Source organism: Sphingopyxis sp. GW821-FHT12F08 (genome assembly GCF_058806755.1).
Genome location: NZ_JBXAQA010000003.1, coordinates 540,943 through 553,991 on the forward strand (window position 1 = coordinate 540,943; position 13,049 = coordinate 553,991).

Genomic DNA, 13,049 nt, shown 5'->3' on the forward strand with positions numbered 1-13,049 from the left:
TCTCACCTCGACTTCGGCAGGCCGAGCAAGCGCTCGCCGATGATGTCGCGCTGGATCTGCGCCGTGCCGCCCGCGATCGTCGAGGCAAAGCCGCGCAGATAGTCCTGCACGCCATTGTCGTCGCCATAGGCAAAGTCGATCATCTGCTCGCCCATCAGTAACACCGCCATGCGTTCGAGCCGCTGGCCGAGTTCGGAGGTGAACAGCCGGATCACCGACGCCTCGGGCCCCGGCTGGCCGGTGCGCACGACTTCGGAAATATTGCGGTAGGTCATCGCGCGCAGCGCCGCGACTTCGGCGCGCATCTGTGCGAGGCTGTCGGCGATGCGGTCGTCCTTGATCATGCCGTTGCCGCGCGCCGCCGCGATCAGCTCGGCGATTTCCTGCGACTGTTTGACCTGATCGGCGATGAACCCCGTGCCGCGCTCGAAGCTCAAGGTCGACATCGCGACCTTCCACCCATTGCCCAGCCCGCCGACGACATTGGCCAGCGGGATGCGCACATCGTCGTAAAACACCTCGGCGAATTCGGTCTGCCCCGACATCTTCCTGATTGGCCGGATCGTGATTCCCGGCGCATGCATGTCGCAAATCGCCCAGCTCAGCCCCTTGTGCCGCACCGACCCTTCCTCGGTGCGCAGCACCAGTTCCTGCCAGTCGGCGACATGCGCAAAGCTCGTCCAGATCTTCGATCCGTTGATGACCAGCTCGTCGCCCTCAACCCGCCCGCGCGTCTTGATCCCGGCCAGGTCCGACCCCGCGCCCGGTTCCGAAAAGCCCTGGCACCAGATCGCCTCGCCCCGCAGAATCCGCGGCAGGTGATAGGCCTTCTGCTCCTCGCTCGCGTTGAGGATCAAGGTCGGCCCGCCATGGTTCACCCCGACGAAATTCGCCCCGATCCACGGTGCATGAGCCTTGGCATATTCCTCTAGCCAGATGACCTGCTCGACGATCGACAGCCCGCGCCCGCCATAGTCCGTGGGCCAGTTGATCCCCGCCCAACCGGCATCGAACAGCCGCCGCTGCCACGCCTTGTCGAACCCGATCGCATCGCTCGCATCGAGCGGTCGTTTTTCGGCGGGCACATTGGCGTGCAGCCAGTCGCGGCACTCCTCGCGAAAGCGAGTCTCCGCGGGCGAGAAACCGATATCCATCAGCCGGCCCCTTTTGCGGCCGCGATCGGCTCGCCCTTCTTGCGCATCGCCGGATCGAACCCCGCATTGCGCATCAGCTCATGGTTCAGCCCCGCGCCGATCGCCATCCCATCGGTGTCATAGATCAGCCGCTTGTTCTCGGCATTGCTGTGCCGGCTGTTGCCGAGGATCAGCGCCGCGAGCTCGGCAACCTTCGCATCGAGCGCATCGTCGGCGACACAATGGTTCGCCAGCCCCATCGCCGCCGCATCCACGCCCGAAACCGGCTGGCACGTCAGCATCATCTCGAGCGCCTTCGCCTGCCCGATCCGCCGCGGCAGCCGCTGCGACAGCCCCCAGCCCGGGACCAGCCCCCATTTACCATGCGTATCGGCGAACCGCGCGCTCTCGCCGCACACGATGAAGTCGGCGGCCAGCGCGAGTTCCAGCCCGCCCGTGTAACAAGTCCCGCGCACCTTCGCGATCACCGGCTGGCGCAATCTGGTCAGCCGCTCGATGATCAGCATCTCCTGCCGCAACCAGCCGAGCGCATCGGCGTGCGGCGCCGATTTGAGGTCATGCCCCGCGCAGAAATGCTCGCCCGCGCCGGTGATCACCACCAGCCCGGCCTCGCCGGTGCCCTCCTCGATATCGCGGATCTGCGCGCGAAATTCGCGGAACAGCGCGCGGTCGATCGCATTACGCTTGTCGGGCCGATTCAGCGTCAGCGTGCATACGCCATCGGCATCCTCGCGCAGGACCAGAGCGTCGCTCATGCCTTGTCTCCGCGCGTCCTGGCGATCGCCGCCGCCGCGGTCCCACTCGCTCGCGCGCGCTTGCCGAACTGTTCGCGGATGGGCACGAACTCGGGCATCACCAGCGACCGCCGCAGCCAGTTGGCGGCATCGACGACCAGCGTGTGCCCGCTGATATAGCTCGCATAAGGCGAGCAGAGGAACGTCGCCGCCCAGCCCAGTTCGCGCACTTCGCCGACGCGCTGTCCGGGGATCGTATTGTCGCCGCGCTCGCCGACGCGGTGGCGCGTCATATGATCGGGCAGATCGTCGTGCGGGAAGCGCCCCGGCGCGATGCAATTGACGCGGATGCCGTCGGGCGCCCATTCGACCGCCAGGCTCTGCGTGAGGTTGGTCACCCCCGCCTTCGCCGCCGCCGAATGCGACGTCCCCGGCCCGCCGGTCCAGCTGTAGGTCGCCCCGATATTGAGGATCGCCCCCGGCAGCCCCGCCGCCAACCGCCGCAGCGCGAACTCGCGGCTGCAATTATAGGTGCCGTTGAGCACGATATCGACGACGGTGCGAAAGCCGTTCGGGGTCATCTCCTCGGCGGGCGCGGGGAAATTGCCCGCGGCATTGTTGATCAGCACATCGACGGGCCCCAGCTTGGCCTCGATCGCATCGAAGGCCTTGGTGATCGCGTCGGGATCGCGCACGTCGCACGCGACGGCGATGACCTCGGCCCCGACTTCGCGGATCGCCGCAAGCCCGGCTTCGAGATGTTCGGGTTTCCGGCTCAACACCGCAATCTTCGCACCCAGCCGCGCAAACTCGACCGCCATGCCCTTGCCGAGCCCGGTACCGCCGCCCGTGACCGCGACAACCTGTCCGTCGTAAGTCCCGTCGGGCAATGCTTTCGCGCCGAGGGGCGGAGGGGAGGGGAGCATCAGGTCCTCCCCCAACGGGGGAGGGGGGCCACCCGCAGGGTGGTGGAGGGGCACAGGAGGTCATACGCCGCGCTCGACACCGCGTACCCCTCCACCATGCTTCGCATGGTTCCCCTCCCCGTGCCGGGGAGGATCGTCCGAATCCCCATCCTATTTCCCCTTATACTGCGGCGCGCGCTTCTCGCGGATCGCGGCGCGGGCTTCCCGATAATCGTCGGTCTTGAACAGATAGGATTGCGCATAAAGTTCGGCGCGGGTGCCGGTGCGGATCGTCGGGCCGTGCATCAGATTGATCATCTCCTTCGCCAGCGCGAGGTTGATCGGCGGCTTGGCGGCGATATCGCGCGCGATCTCCAGCGCCTTCGCATCCAGATCTTCGGGCGCGACGACAAAATCGACCGCGCCCCATTCCATCGCGGTCGCGGCGTCGATCTTCTGCCCCGACATCACCATGAATTTGGTCCGCGACGGCCCGATCAGCGCGGTCATCATCTGCGTCCCGCCGGTGTCGGGCAAAACGCCGTACAAAATCTCGGGCAGCGCCATCTTCAGCGTCGTGTCGGCAATGCGAATGTCCGCCGCCAGCGCCAGCTCGCACCCCCCGCCGATCGCGCCGCCCTTCAGCGCCGCGACGATCGGCTTGGTCGATTCCTGCATCCGGAGCCGTCCCTCCTGATGCCGCCGCACGAAGTGAAAATCGCTCTCGTCGCGCGCCCGATGCCCCAGCACATTGGTGTCGCGCCCCGAGCAGAAACTCTTGCCATTGGCGCGGATCAGGATCGTGCTCGTTTCCGTCTCTTCCAGCGCCTCGCCGAGCAATTTCTGGAACAGCGACGACATTTCGTCGTCCATCGCATTGTGCCGGTCGGGCCGGTTCAGCGTCAGGATACGCAGGGCGCCCTCGCGCTCGCTCAGGATCAGTCCGGACATCTCCGCTCCCTTTTTCTTTGCGACAGGGCTTGCACGACATATATAACTAAGTCAATTATGTTGAAAGACACGGGGAGAGAGAAAAATGGCGGAGCTCAGCGGAAAGACCGCGCTCGTGACCGGCGCATCGCGCGGCATCGGCGCCGCGATCGCGCGCCGACTCGCCGAGGCGGGCGCGCATGTCGCAGTGAATTATGCCGGCAGCAAGGACGCTGCCGAAGCGCTGGTGGCAGAGATCGTCGCGGCGGGCGGCCAGGCCTTCGCGGTGCAGGCTGACGTCGGCACCATGGCCGGCATCACAGCGATGCTCGCCGCCTGCGATACGGCCTTCGGCGGCACCCCCAATCTCGATATCCTCGTCAACAACGCCGGGGTCGGCGGCGAGGGCGATACCGGCAGCCTCAAGAAATGCAGCGAGGAGCTGTTCGACCGCATGATCGCGGTGAACCAGAAGGCGCCGCACTTCATCACCCAGCTCTGCCTGGGTCGCCTCCGCAACGGCGGGCGCATCGTCAACATCGGTTCGCTCGGCGGCCGCTCGGCGCTGCCGCCCTTCGCCGCCTATGCTGCCACCAAGCGCGCGCTGCAGAGCCTGACCCTATCGACCGCGGTCGTCGTCGGTCCGCGCGGCATCACCTGCAACCTCGTCGCCCCCGGCGCGGTCGACACCGAATTCAACAAGACGCTGTCCGAAAAGCCCGGCTGGGCCGAAGCGACCTCGAAGCTGACCCCGATGAAACGCCTGGGCGTGCCCGAGGATATCGCGGGCGCGGTGATGATGCTCTGCCGCGACGAGGCGCATTGGGTCACCGGCCAGATCGTCGAAGCCAGCGGAGGATTATTCTTGTGAGCGATTTGTCCGGAAAGACCGCGCTCGTCACCGGCGGCTCGCGCGGCATCGGCGCCGCGATCGTGCGGCGGCTGGGGCAGGCGGGCGCGCATGTCGCGATCAACTATGCGAGCAGCCGCGAAGCTGCCGACGCGCTCGTCGCCGAAATCGAAACCGCCGGCGGAAAGACCTTCGCGGTCCAGGCCGACGTCTCCTCGCTGTCGGGGATCGAGGCGATGTTCACCGCCTGCGATGCCGCCTTCGGTGGTGGCCCCAACCTCGATATCCTCATCAACAATGCCGGGGTCGGGCGCGGCGGGCGCGACGGCACGCTCAAGGGCGCCGGCGAGGACCTGTTCGACGAGCTGTTCGCGGTCAATGTGAAGGGGCCGCATTTCGTGACGCAGGGCGCGCTGCCGCGGCTCCGCGACGGCGGCCGCATCGTCAACATCGGGTCGATGTCGGGCAAGGTCGGCCAGCCCTTCGCCGCCAGCTATGCGATGACCAAGCGCGCGGTGCAGAGCCTGACCTTCTCGACCGCGCTCGCGGTGGCGAAACGCCAGATCACCTGCAACTGCGTCGCCCCCGGCGCGGTCGCGACCGACTTCATCACCGCGCTGCGCGACCAGCCCGGCTGGGACGAAGCGACGGCGAAACACACACCGATGGGCCGCCTCGGCGAGCCCGCGGACATCGCCGGCGCGGTGATGCTGCTGCTCGGTGACGACGCGCGCTGGGTGACGGGGCAGATCATCGAAGCGAGCGGAGGCCTTGCGCTCTGATGGCGTTGATGACCGAAAAATTGCGCGCGATCATGGCGCTCGATCCTGATCGCACCCAGATCGATTTCGAAGGCGTCGATTACAGCTGGCGCCGGATCGCCGACAATGTCCGCGCGATCGAGGCCGCGCTCGAAGCGATGCGCCTGCCCGAGGATGCGCGGATCGGCGTCATGCTGCGCAACCGCCCCGGCCATGTGGCGGCGATCGTCGCGGTGTTATCGACCGACCGCTGCCTCGTCACCTTGAACCCGATCCTGCCCGATGCGATGCTCTTCGCCGACGTCGAAACGCTCGGTCTCCCGCTCGTCATCGCCGACGCCACCGATCTCGCCCGCCCCGGTCTTGCCGAAGCGCTGACCCGCGCCGGATCGGCGGTGATCGAAATCGGCCCGTGCCTCGAAGGGGTGCGCGTCGTGCAGGGGCAACCGCACAGCGCCATCCACACCTCGCCCGGCGTGGCGATCGAAATGCTCACCAGCGGCACCACCGGCACCCCGAAGCGCGTCCCGCTCAGCCGCGACGCCTTCGACGCCAGCTTCCGCGGCTTCACCCAATATGAGCGCGGCAAGAGCTTCGACGATCCGCCGCGGCTCGGGTCGGGGGTCACGATGGTGATCAACCCGCTCACCCATATCGGCGGCATCTATGGTTGCATCGGCGCGCTGATGGCGGGGCGGAAAATTGCGCTGCTCGAAAAATTCAGCGTTGACGGATGGGTCGATGCGGTACGGCGCCACCGGCCCGCCGTCGCCTCGGCGGTACCTTCGGCGGTGCGGATGCTGCTCGACGCCGATGTCGATCTCGCCGATCTGGCCAGCCTCAAATCGCTCATCTCGGGCACGGCGCCGCTCGCCCCCGACCTCGTCGATGCCTTTTACGCGCGGTACCGCATCCCAATCTGCAGCAACTATGGCGCGACCGAATTCGCGGGCGCGATCGCCGGCTGGACGATCGATGATTTCCACCGTCACTGGGCCGAAAAGCGCGGCGCAGTGGGCCGCGTTCACGCCAATATGGAGGCGCGGATCGTCGATCCCGAGAGCGGCGCGATCCTGCCGCACGGCGAGGAAGGTCTGCTCGAACTCAGGGGCGAGCAGCTCGGCAACGCGATGCAATGGCTGCGCACCACCGACCGCGCCGTACTCGACGCCGACCGCTTCCTGTTCATCAAGGGCCGCGCCGACAATGCGATCATCCGCGGTGGTTTCAAGGTCCATCCCGACGATGTCGTCCACGCGCTCAACGATCATCCCGCGGTGCGCGAAGCCGCCGTCGTCGGTGTCCCCGACGATCGCCTCGGCGCCGTCCCGGCGGCCGCGATCATCCTCAAGGACGGTGCTGCTGCGCCTGCAGCCGACGAGTTCAAGGCGTGGCTCAGGGACCGGCTCATCGCCTATCAGGTCCCCGTCCATATCCGCATCGTCCCCGATTTTCCGCGCACTCCGTCGATGAAGCCGTCGGCGCCGGGGCTGCGCGCCCTGTTCGAAGAAGGAGCAGCCTGATGGAAGATTTTTCCGGCAAGTCGGTCATGGTCACGGGGGGCGGCAAGGGCGTCGGGCGGGGCATCGCCGAGGCCTTTGCCGCCGCCGGGGCCGACGTCATGCTCGGCGCGCGCACCATTTCCGCCGCACAGGATGTGAAGGCGGGAATCGAGAAGGCCGGCGGTATCGCCGAATGCTTCGCCGCCGACATCGCCAGGCACGCCGATTGCCGCGCGCTCGTCGAGGCGACGGTGCAGGCGTTCGGCGGGGTCGACATCGTCGTCCACGCCGCGGCTGATATCCCGCACGGCGGGGTCGGCCATGTCGACGACGAGCGCCTCGAGGCGGGCTTCGCGAGCATCGCCAAGGCGGCCTGGTGGCTGCTCGACGCCGCGCGCCCGTATCTGGCGCAGGCCCGCGACGGCGGCCGCTTTATCGCGATCGGCTCGATCAACGGCACCTTCAACGTCGTCCCCAACATGACCGCCTACGGCATGGCCAAGGCCGCGCTCGACGCCTTCATCCGCGCCGCCGCGGGCGACGTGGTGGGCGAGGGGATCACCGTCAACGCGGTCAACCCCGGCCTCGTCGCCAGCGACCGCGCCAAAGCCGTGCTCGGCGACGAAGGCCTCGCCGCCTATGGCGCGACCGTCCCGGTGGGCCGCGCGGGCACGCCCGCCGATATCGCGCACGCCTGCCTGTTCCTCGCCTCGGCGAAGTCCGATTACATCACCGGAACGACGATCAAGATGGACGGCGGCTCGACCGTCGCGGCGTCGCCGGGGCGGGGCGACGTCCTGCAGGAACGGCTCAAGCTCCAGCAAGGAAAGGCACCCTGATGGACCTCGGTATTTCCGGCAAGGTCGCGCTCGTCTTCGGCGGCTCGAAAGGCATCGGTCTCGGCTGCGCGCAGGAGTTCGCGCGCGAAGGCTGTCGTGTCGTCATCGCCGCGCGCACGCAATCGACGATCGACGCGGCGGTCGCCGAAATCCAGGCCACGGGCGGGCAGGCGGTCGGCATCTCCGCCGACTGCACGACCAAGGATGGCATCGGGCAAGCGGCGCTGGCGGCGAGCACCGCCTTCGGTCCGCCCGACATATTGATCTTCAACGTCGATTCCGGCCCCAAGGGCAGCTTCCTCGAGGTCGACGACGACACTTTCGCCGCCGCCAACACCAACAATGTCATGGCCTTCCGCTGGGCGGTGCAGGCGGTCATCCCGCATATGCAGGAGCAGGGCTGGGGCCGCATCCTCACCATCGGCACCAATTCGGTGAAGGCGCCGCACCGCAAGCTCGCGCGCGCGGCGCAGAACACCTACCGTGTCGGTGCGCTCGCGCTGTCGAAAACGATCTCGGCCGAGCTTGGCCCGATGGGCATCACCGTCAACACGCTCGGCACGGGCGCGATCGCGACGCCGCAGTTCAGGGAGGTGTTCACGAAGATCGCCGCCCAGCACGGCCAGACCTATGACGAGCATATCGCCGAGCGCACCAGCCATTATCCGATCCCGCGCATGGGCACGCCCGAGGATATGGCGGCCGCGGCTGCATTTCTCTGCTCCGACCGCGCGGGTTTCATCACCGGGCAGGTGCTCGTGATCGATGGTGGCAATCTCGAAGTTCTGCAGTAACGATTAGCAATCGAAGGAAGTGGTATGAAGCTGGGTAACGACATATCGGCGGTGGTGACCGGCGGCGCCTCGGGCCTCGGCCGCGCGAGCGCCGAGGCGCTGGCTGGCGAGGGCGTGAAGGTCGCGATCTTCGACGTCAACGAAGAGGGCGGCAAGGCGGTCGCCGAGGCGATTGGTGGCGTCTTCTGCAAGGTCGATATCACCAGCGAGGACAGCGTCGTCGCGGGCTACGAAGCCGCCCGCGCCGCGCACGGGCAGGAGCGTATCCTCGTCCATTGTGCGCAGATATCGAAGGGCGGCAAGACGGTGCGTTTCGACAAGGCGAGCGGCGGCTATGTCCGTTACGCGACCGACGATTATGCCTTTTCGGCGCAGGGCATATTGATCGCGAGCTACCGCCTCGCCTCGCTCGCCGCGCTCGGCATGGCCAATGCCGATCCGCTGAACGAGGATGGCGAGCGCGGTGCGATCGTGCTCACCGCCTCGGCCGCGGCGCAGGACGCACAGATCGGGCAGGTCGGGTACGGCTCGCTCAAGGCCGGCGTGAACGGCCTCGTCCTCCCCATGGCGCGCGACCTGATGGACCTCGGCATCCGCGTCAATTCGATCATGCCCGGCATTTTTGCGACCCCGCCGATGCTCGCGGTGAAGGACAAGGCGCCCGCGATCTTCGAAGGCCTCGCGGCGTCGGTGCCCTTCCCCAAACGCCTCGGCCATCCGCATGAATTCGGGTCGCTCGTCCTCGAACTCGCGCGCAACGGCTATTTCAATGGCCAGACCTTACGCCTCGACGGCGCCATCCGCATGCCCCCCAAATAGGATCGATGATTTGAACGCACCCCAGCAATTCCCCTTCGCGCGCCAGTCGGCCGGCCCCGCGCCGCTCCGCCGCCCGGGCTCGATCCGCCGCACCAGCTCGATCGATTCGGACTGGCCCGACGGCTTCGGCCAGCCATGGATCATGGCGGGCCGCGCGCGCGACCTGCTCACCCCGTTCGACGGTGCACCGGCGGTGCTGGCGAGCGGCGAGTTTCGCATCCGCACCTCGCCGATCCGCGAGATTCTCGAGATCGACGTCGCGCCGCATCACGTCCGCGCGCAGGAGATGGTCGGGGTGCGGGCAGGGGGCGCCAGCCGCCAGGCGCTCGCCGCGACGCTCGGCGACCTGCGCGGCACGCCGCTGTTCCAGGTGCTCGACGATTTCGCGGGCGCCAGCCTCGTCGCGGGGTGGATCTGGTCGCGCTGGAGCGACGACTGGCACGCGCGCATGGCGAGCCAGAAACTCAAATCGACCGCGGGCAACAAGGGGCGCATGGTCAATATCTGCACCGGCTTCACCGAAGGCGGCAGTTCGCTGAGCGAGGACGGCAGCGTCGACCACAGCGACCAGTCGGCGACCGAGGTCGGCCCGCTCGCCAACCCCGACGATCCCACCGGCTGGCACGAGATGCCGGTGCAGGAGGGGCATCCGCTCGCGCGCCGCGCGCGCCGCATCGACCTGTGGCGCGCCGAGGGGGTGCTCAAGGTCGACGCGGGCTTCCAGGACAGCGGCCCCAACCCGCAGGGCACGCGCACCGCGATCCACGAATATCGCGTCTATGCCGAAATCGACGAGGCCGACGGGACGTTGCTCGCATTGCAGGCGCTGCCGCTGATCCTGCCGTTCCGCGAGTGCCCCGGCGCCTCGATGAAGGCGGCGCGCATGGTCGGGCAGGATGTCGCTGGCTTCCGCCAGGCGGTGCTCGATACGCTCGTCGGGACGATCGGCTGCACCCACCTCAACGATGTGTTGCGCGCGCTGGCCGACGTTCCGGCGCTCGCACTTATGTTGCCCGAAAACCACGATTGACACCGTTTCCGTAGCGTATTGTGACAATTTGCCGCAATCCACTTGTCTGACGTGTTAGACTTAGTTATATAACTGGCCAAGCGAGGACGCCAGGAAGCCTCGCGGGGAGGATGTTGACCATGAATTTCAAGCAAAAGCGCGATTCGGCCCGCTTGCTCGTCGCCGCGTCGATGGCGGCGTTGGCACTGTCGTCGGTCCCCGCCTATGCGCAGGACGCACCCGCGCCTGCCGATGACACCGACGAATATGGCGGTCTCGAAGCGATCATCGTCCAGGCGCGCAAGGTTGACGAAAACCTCCAGGAAGTGCCGGTCGCGGTCACCGTGCTCTCGGGCGAGGATCTGTCCGACCGCAATGTCCAGCGGGTGCAGGACCTGACGAATTTCACCCCCGGCCTGTTGATCCGTTCGGGCTCGAACACGCCGAGCGCGCTGACCGTCACGCTGCGCGGCCAGGTCCAGACCGATACGCTGATTACGCTCGACCCGTCGGTCGGCACTTATGTCGACGGCGTCTATTGGGCGCGTTCCTATGGCCTGAACGGCGACTTCCTCGACGTCCAGTCGGTGCAGGTGCTCAAAGGTCCGCAGGGCACTTTGTTCGGCCGCAACACGACCGGCGGCGCGATGCTGATCAACTCGAACAACCCCGATCTCAGCGAGTTCGGCGGCAGCCTGTCGCTCACCTACGGTCGCTTCAACGAATTTCAGGCGACCGGCGTGCTCAATCTGCCGATCGTCGAGGACAAGCTCGGCATTCGCGTCGCGCTGCAGCGCCTGACCCGCGACGGCTACACCACCAATGTGGTGCCGGCGGGCACGGTGTCGGCGATCCCGGCCAACAACCCCGTTGTCGCCAAGGCGCCGTTCGTTGGCACGCCCAACGGCGTCAAGCTCGACAATCGCGACCGCTGGAACGGCCGGGTCAAGGTCGATTTCAAGCCGACCGAGAATTTCACGCTCCGTTTGTCGGGCGAATATTTCCGGATGGACGAGCAGTCGCCGTCGCGCCAGATCCGTCTCGCGACCTCGGGTTTCACCGCGTCCAACTCCACCTATAATTTGGGCGGCACGGGCGCGCTGTTCGTCGGGCTGATCAATGGCGCGCCGCCCGCGACGGCGACCGCGCTGGGGCTGTCGCTGATCAATCCGGAGATCGCGGCGCTCGCCGCCGACCCGTCGATCACCTCGAACAACGAAGTGGGCTATGCCTTCGCCAAGACGAAGACCTTCGGCGCGACGGGCATCCTCGACACCAGCTTCGGCCAGATGCAGATGATCCTCGGCTATCGCAAGATCGACGCCTATGCCGGCGTCGACCTCGACGGCAGCCGCTTTGCGATCCACTTCACCGAAAGCCAGCAGTCGGTCGAACAATATTCGGGCGAGTTCCAGATCACCGGCACGGCGTTCGACGACAAGCTGGACTTTGCGACGGGCTTCTTCGCCTTCCACGAAACCGGTTTCGACCAGTCGATCTCGATCGTCGCGCCGGCGATCAACCCCGTGACCTCGCATTTCTATGCCAATATCGACAACGACAGCATGGGTGCCTACGCGCAGGGCACCTACCACTTCACCGATCGCTTCTCCTTCACCGGCGGCCTGCGCTATTCGGTGGACGACAAGGGAATCACCAGCCTCAACAACAATTTCAACCGCACGACGCAGACGACGACCTGTTCGCTGTTCACCGCGCCGCCGATCGTTGGTCCGGAACTCGTCGCCACGCCGCAATGCGCGGTCAAGCGCCGCGACGATTTCTCGGGCTGGTCCTATACCGCGGGGCTCGAATATAAGCTGACCGACGACACGATGGTCTATCTCAAGACCGCGAAGGGCTTCCGCTCGGGCGGCCAGAATCTTCGCGCGCCGTCGGCGGTATTCCTCATCCCGTTCGAACCCGAAGTCGCCTATTCCTATGAGGCGGGGTTCAAGGGCGAATTCTTCGACCGCCGCCTGCGCTTCAACGCTGCCATCTATCAGTCGGACATCAACGACATTCAGCGCAGCACGCTGATCGCGCAGCCGGGCGCGAACCAGGGCGCATCGGCAACCGTCCTCGGCAACGCGGGCAAGGTGCGCGTGCGCGGCTTCGAGACCGAAACGATGTTCGCCATCACCGACGATCTGCGGCTCAGCGGCTTCCTCGCGCATGTCGATCCGAAATATGTCCGCTATTCGGACCTATCGGGCGACCGCAGCTTCGAACGGTTCGAATCGATCGCGCGCTGGCAGTGGGGCGCGGCGCTCGACTTCGACCGCGACTTCGGCGATTTCCGCCTCAAGCTCCACGCCGACTACAGCCACCTCGGCAAGAGCCCGACGGCATCCTATTTCTTCGCGCAGAATGCGGCGACGGTTCCGCCGGGATCGACAGCGGTTCCGGGGGCGGTCAACACGCAGAACCCCGCCGTCGTCGCCACGACCACGCGCGATGCACAGGATCTGTTTGGCGCGCGCGCGGCGGTCAGCTTCGCCGACGATATGTACGAGCTCGCGGTGTTCGTCCGCAACATCACCAACGACCGATCCTATGTGAACAACTTGCTCGTCGCGCCGGTGGGTTATGTCTCGTCGACGCGCCAGGAACCGCGCACCTTCGGCGTGACGGGTACCGTGAAATTCTGAGGACCACAGGGCGCTCTCTAGGGAGCATTGGGGGAGGGACGGCTTGCCGGACCTCCCCTCTTTTTTTCCGCCCCCATCTTTGCCTTCGTACCCCCGCGAAA

General features: G+C 66.6%; 12 protein-coding genes. 8 read left to right on the forward strand and 4 right to left on the reverse strand.

Annotated features, from left to right (window positions below):
• Positions 1-2: 2 nt before the first annotated feature.
• The 4 genes from AC1RNQ_RS11440 to AC1RNQ_RS11455 form a co-directional block, all read right to left on the reverse strand.
• Positions 3-1,154 (reverse strand): acyl-CoA dehydrogenase family protein, encoded by a 1,152-nt coding sequence (locus AC1RNQ_RS11440; protein WP_493171264.1) that lies wholly within the window; start codon positions 1,152-1,154, stop codon positions 3-5.
• Positions 1,154-1,909 (reverse strand): enoyl-CoA hydratase/isomerase family protein, encoded by a 756-nt coding sequence (locus tag AC1RNQ_RS11445; protein ID WP_493171265.1) that lies wholly within the window; start codon positions 1,907-1,909, stop codon positions 1,154-1,156. The genes AC1RNQ_RS11440 and AC1RNQ_RS11445 overlap by 1 nt, the downstream gene beginning before the upstream one ends.
• On the reverse strand, positions 1,906-2,814 hold the full coding sequence (locus AC1RNQ_RS11450; RefSeq protein WP_493171266.1) for an SDR family oxidoreductase: 909 nt from the start codon (positions 2,812-2,814) through the stop codon (positions 1,906-1,908). The genes AC1RNQ_RS11445 and AC1RNQ_RS11450 overlap by 4 nt, the downstream gene beginning before the upstream one ends.
• Before the next feature lie 150 nt (positions 2,815-2,964).
• A complete protein-coding gene (locus AC1RNQ_RS11455; protein ID WP_493171267.1) occupies positions 2,965-3,744 on the reverse strand; it encodes an enoyl-CoA hydratase/isomerase family protein in 780 nt (259 codons plus the stop codon).
• Between the two features lie 85 nt (positions 3,745-3,829).
• On the opposite strand from AC1RNQ_RS11455, the gene AC1RNQ_RS11460 reads away from it, so the two are divergent.
• The 8 genes from AC1RNQ_RS11460 (at position 3,830) to AC1RNQ_RS11495 (ending at position 12,948) form a co-directional block, all read left to right on the forward strand.
• The gene (locus AC1RNQ_RS11460; protein WP_493171268.1) at positions 3,830-4,594 is read left to right on the forward strand and encodes an SDR family NAD(P)-dependent oxidoreductase; all 765 of its coding nucleotides are present in this window, start codon (positions 3,830-3,832) and stop codon (positions 4,592-4,594) included.
• Positions 4,591-5,355: an SDR family NAD(P)-dependent oxidoreductase gene (locus AC1RNQ_RS11465; RefSeq protein WP_493171269.1), complete on the forward strand. Its 765-nt coding sequence runs from the start codon at positions 4,591-4,593 to the stop codon at positions 5,353-5,355. Before AC1RNQ_RS11460 ends, AC1RNQ_RS11465 begins: the two co-directional genes overlap by 4 nt.
• A gap of 8 nt (positions 5,356-5,363) precedes the next feature.
• Positions 5,364-6,857 (forward strand): class I adenylate-forming enzyme family protein, encoded by a 1,494-nt coding sequence (locus tag AC1RNQ_RS11470; RefSeq protein ID WP_493171270.1) that lies wholly within the window; start codon positions 5,364-5,366, stop codon positions 6,855-6,857.
• Complete coding sequence (locus AC1RNQ_RS11475; RefSeq protein ID WP_493171271.1) at positions 6,857-7,675, forward strand: SDR family NAD(P)-dependent oxidoreductase; 819 nt, start codon at positions 6,857-6,859, stop codon at positions 7,673-7,675. The genes AC1RNQ_RS11470 and AC1RNQ_RS11475 overlap by 1 nt, the downstream gene beginning before the upstream one ends.
• Positions 7,675-8,469 carry an SDR family oxidoreductase gene (locus AC1RNQ_RS11480; RefSeq protein ID WP_493171272.1) on the forward strand — a complete coding sequence of 265 codons (795 nt, stop codon included), beginning with the start codon at positions 7,675-7,677 and terminating at the stop codon, positions 8,467-8,469. Before AC1RNQ_RS11475 ends, AC1RNQ_RS11480 begins: the two co-directional genes overlap by 1 nt.
• A gap of 24 nt (positions 8,470-8,493) precedes the next feature.
• The gene (locus tag AC1RNQ_RS11485) at positions 8,494-9,288 is read left to right on the forward strand and encodes an SDR family oxidoreductase (protein ID WP_493171273.1); all 795 of its coding nucleotides are present in this window, start codon (positions 8,494-8,496) and stop codon (positions 9,286-9,288) included.
• A 10-nt stretch (positions 9,289-9,298) separates the two neighbouring features.
• Positions 9,299-10,318, forward strand: a complete 1,020-nt coding sequence (locus AC1RNQ_RS11490; RefSeq protein WP_493171274.1) for a DUF2889 domain-containing protein — start codon at positions 9,299-9,301, stop codon at positions 10,316-10,318.
• A 119-nt stretch (positions 10,319-10,437) separates the two neighbouring features.
• Complete coding sequence (locus AC1RNQ_RS11495; protein ID WP_493171275.1) at positions 10,438-12,948, forward strand: TonB-dependent receptor; 2,511 nt, start codon at positions 10,438-10,440, stop codon at positions 12,946-12,948.
• The last annotated feature ends 101 nt before the right edge of the window (positions 12,949-13,049 follow it).

Coding starts and splice junctions, on each gene's coding strand:
- AC1RNQ_RS11440 (WP_493171264.1), bottom strand. CDS start 1,154: ATGGATATCGGTTTCTCGCCCGCGGAGACTCGCTTTCGCGAGGAGTGC.
- AC1RNQ_RS11445 (WP_493171265.1), bottom strand. CDS start 1,909: ATGAGCGACGCTCTGGTCCTGCGCGAGGATGCCGATGGCGTATGCACG.
- AC1RNQ_RS11450 (WP_493171266.1), bottom strand. CDS start 2,814: ATGCTCCCCTCCCCTCCGCCCCTCGGCGCGAAAGCATTGCCCGACGGG.
- AC1RNQ_RS11455 (WP_493171267.1), bottom strand. CDS start 3,744: ATGTCCGGACTGATCCTGAGCGAGCGCGAGGGCGCCCTGCGTATCCTG.
- AC1RNQ_RS11460 (WP_493171268.1), top strand. CDS start 3,830: ATGGCGGAGCTCAGCGGAAAGACCGCGCTCGTGACCGGCGCATCGCGC.
- AC1RNQ_RS11470 (WP_493171270.1), top strand. CDS start 5,364: ATGACCGAAAAATTGCGCGCGATCATGGCGCTCGATCCTGATCGCACC.
- AC1RNQ_RS11475 (WP_493171271.1), top strand. CDS start 6,857: ATGGAAGATTTTTCCGGCAAGTCGGTCATGGTCACGGGGGGCGGCAAG.
- AC1RNQ_RS11480 (WP_493171272.1), top strand. CDS start 7,675: ATGGACCTCGGTATTTCCGGCAAGGTCGCGCTCGTCTTCGGCGGCTCG.
- AC1RNQ_RS11485 (WP_493171273.1), top strand. CDS start 8,494: ATGAAGCTGGGTAACGACATATCGGCGGTGGTGACCGGCGGCGCCTCG.
- AC1RNQ_RS11495 (WP_493171275.1), top strand. CDS start 10,438: ATGAATTTCAAGCAAAAGCGCGATTCGGCCCGCTTGCTCGTCGCCGCG.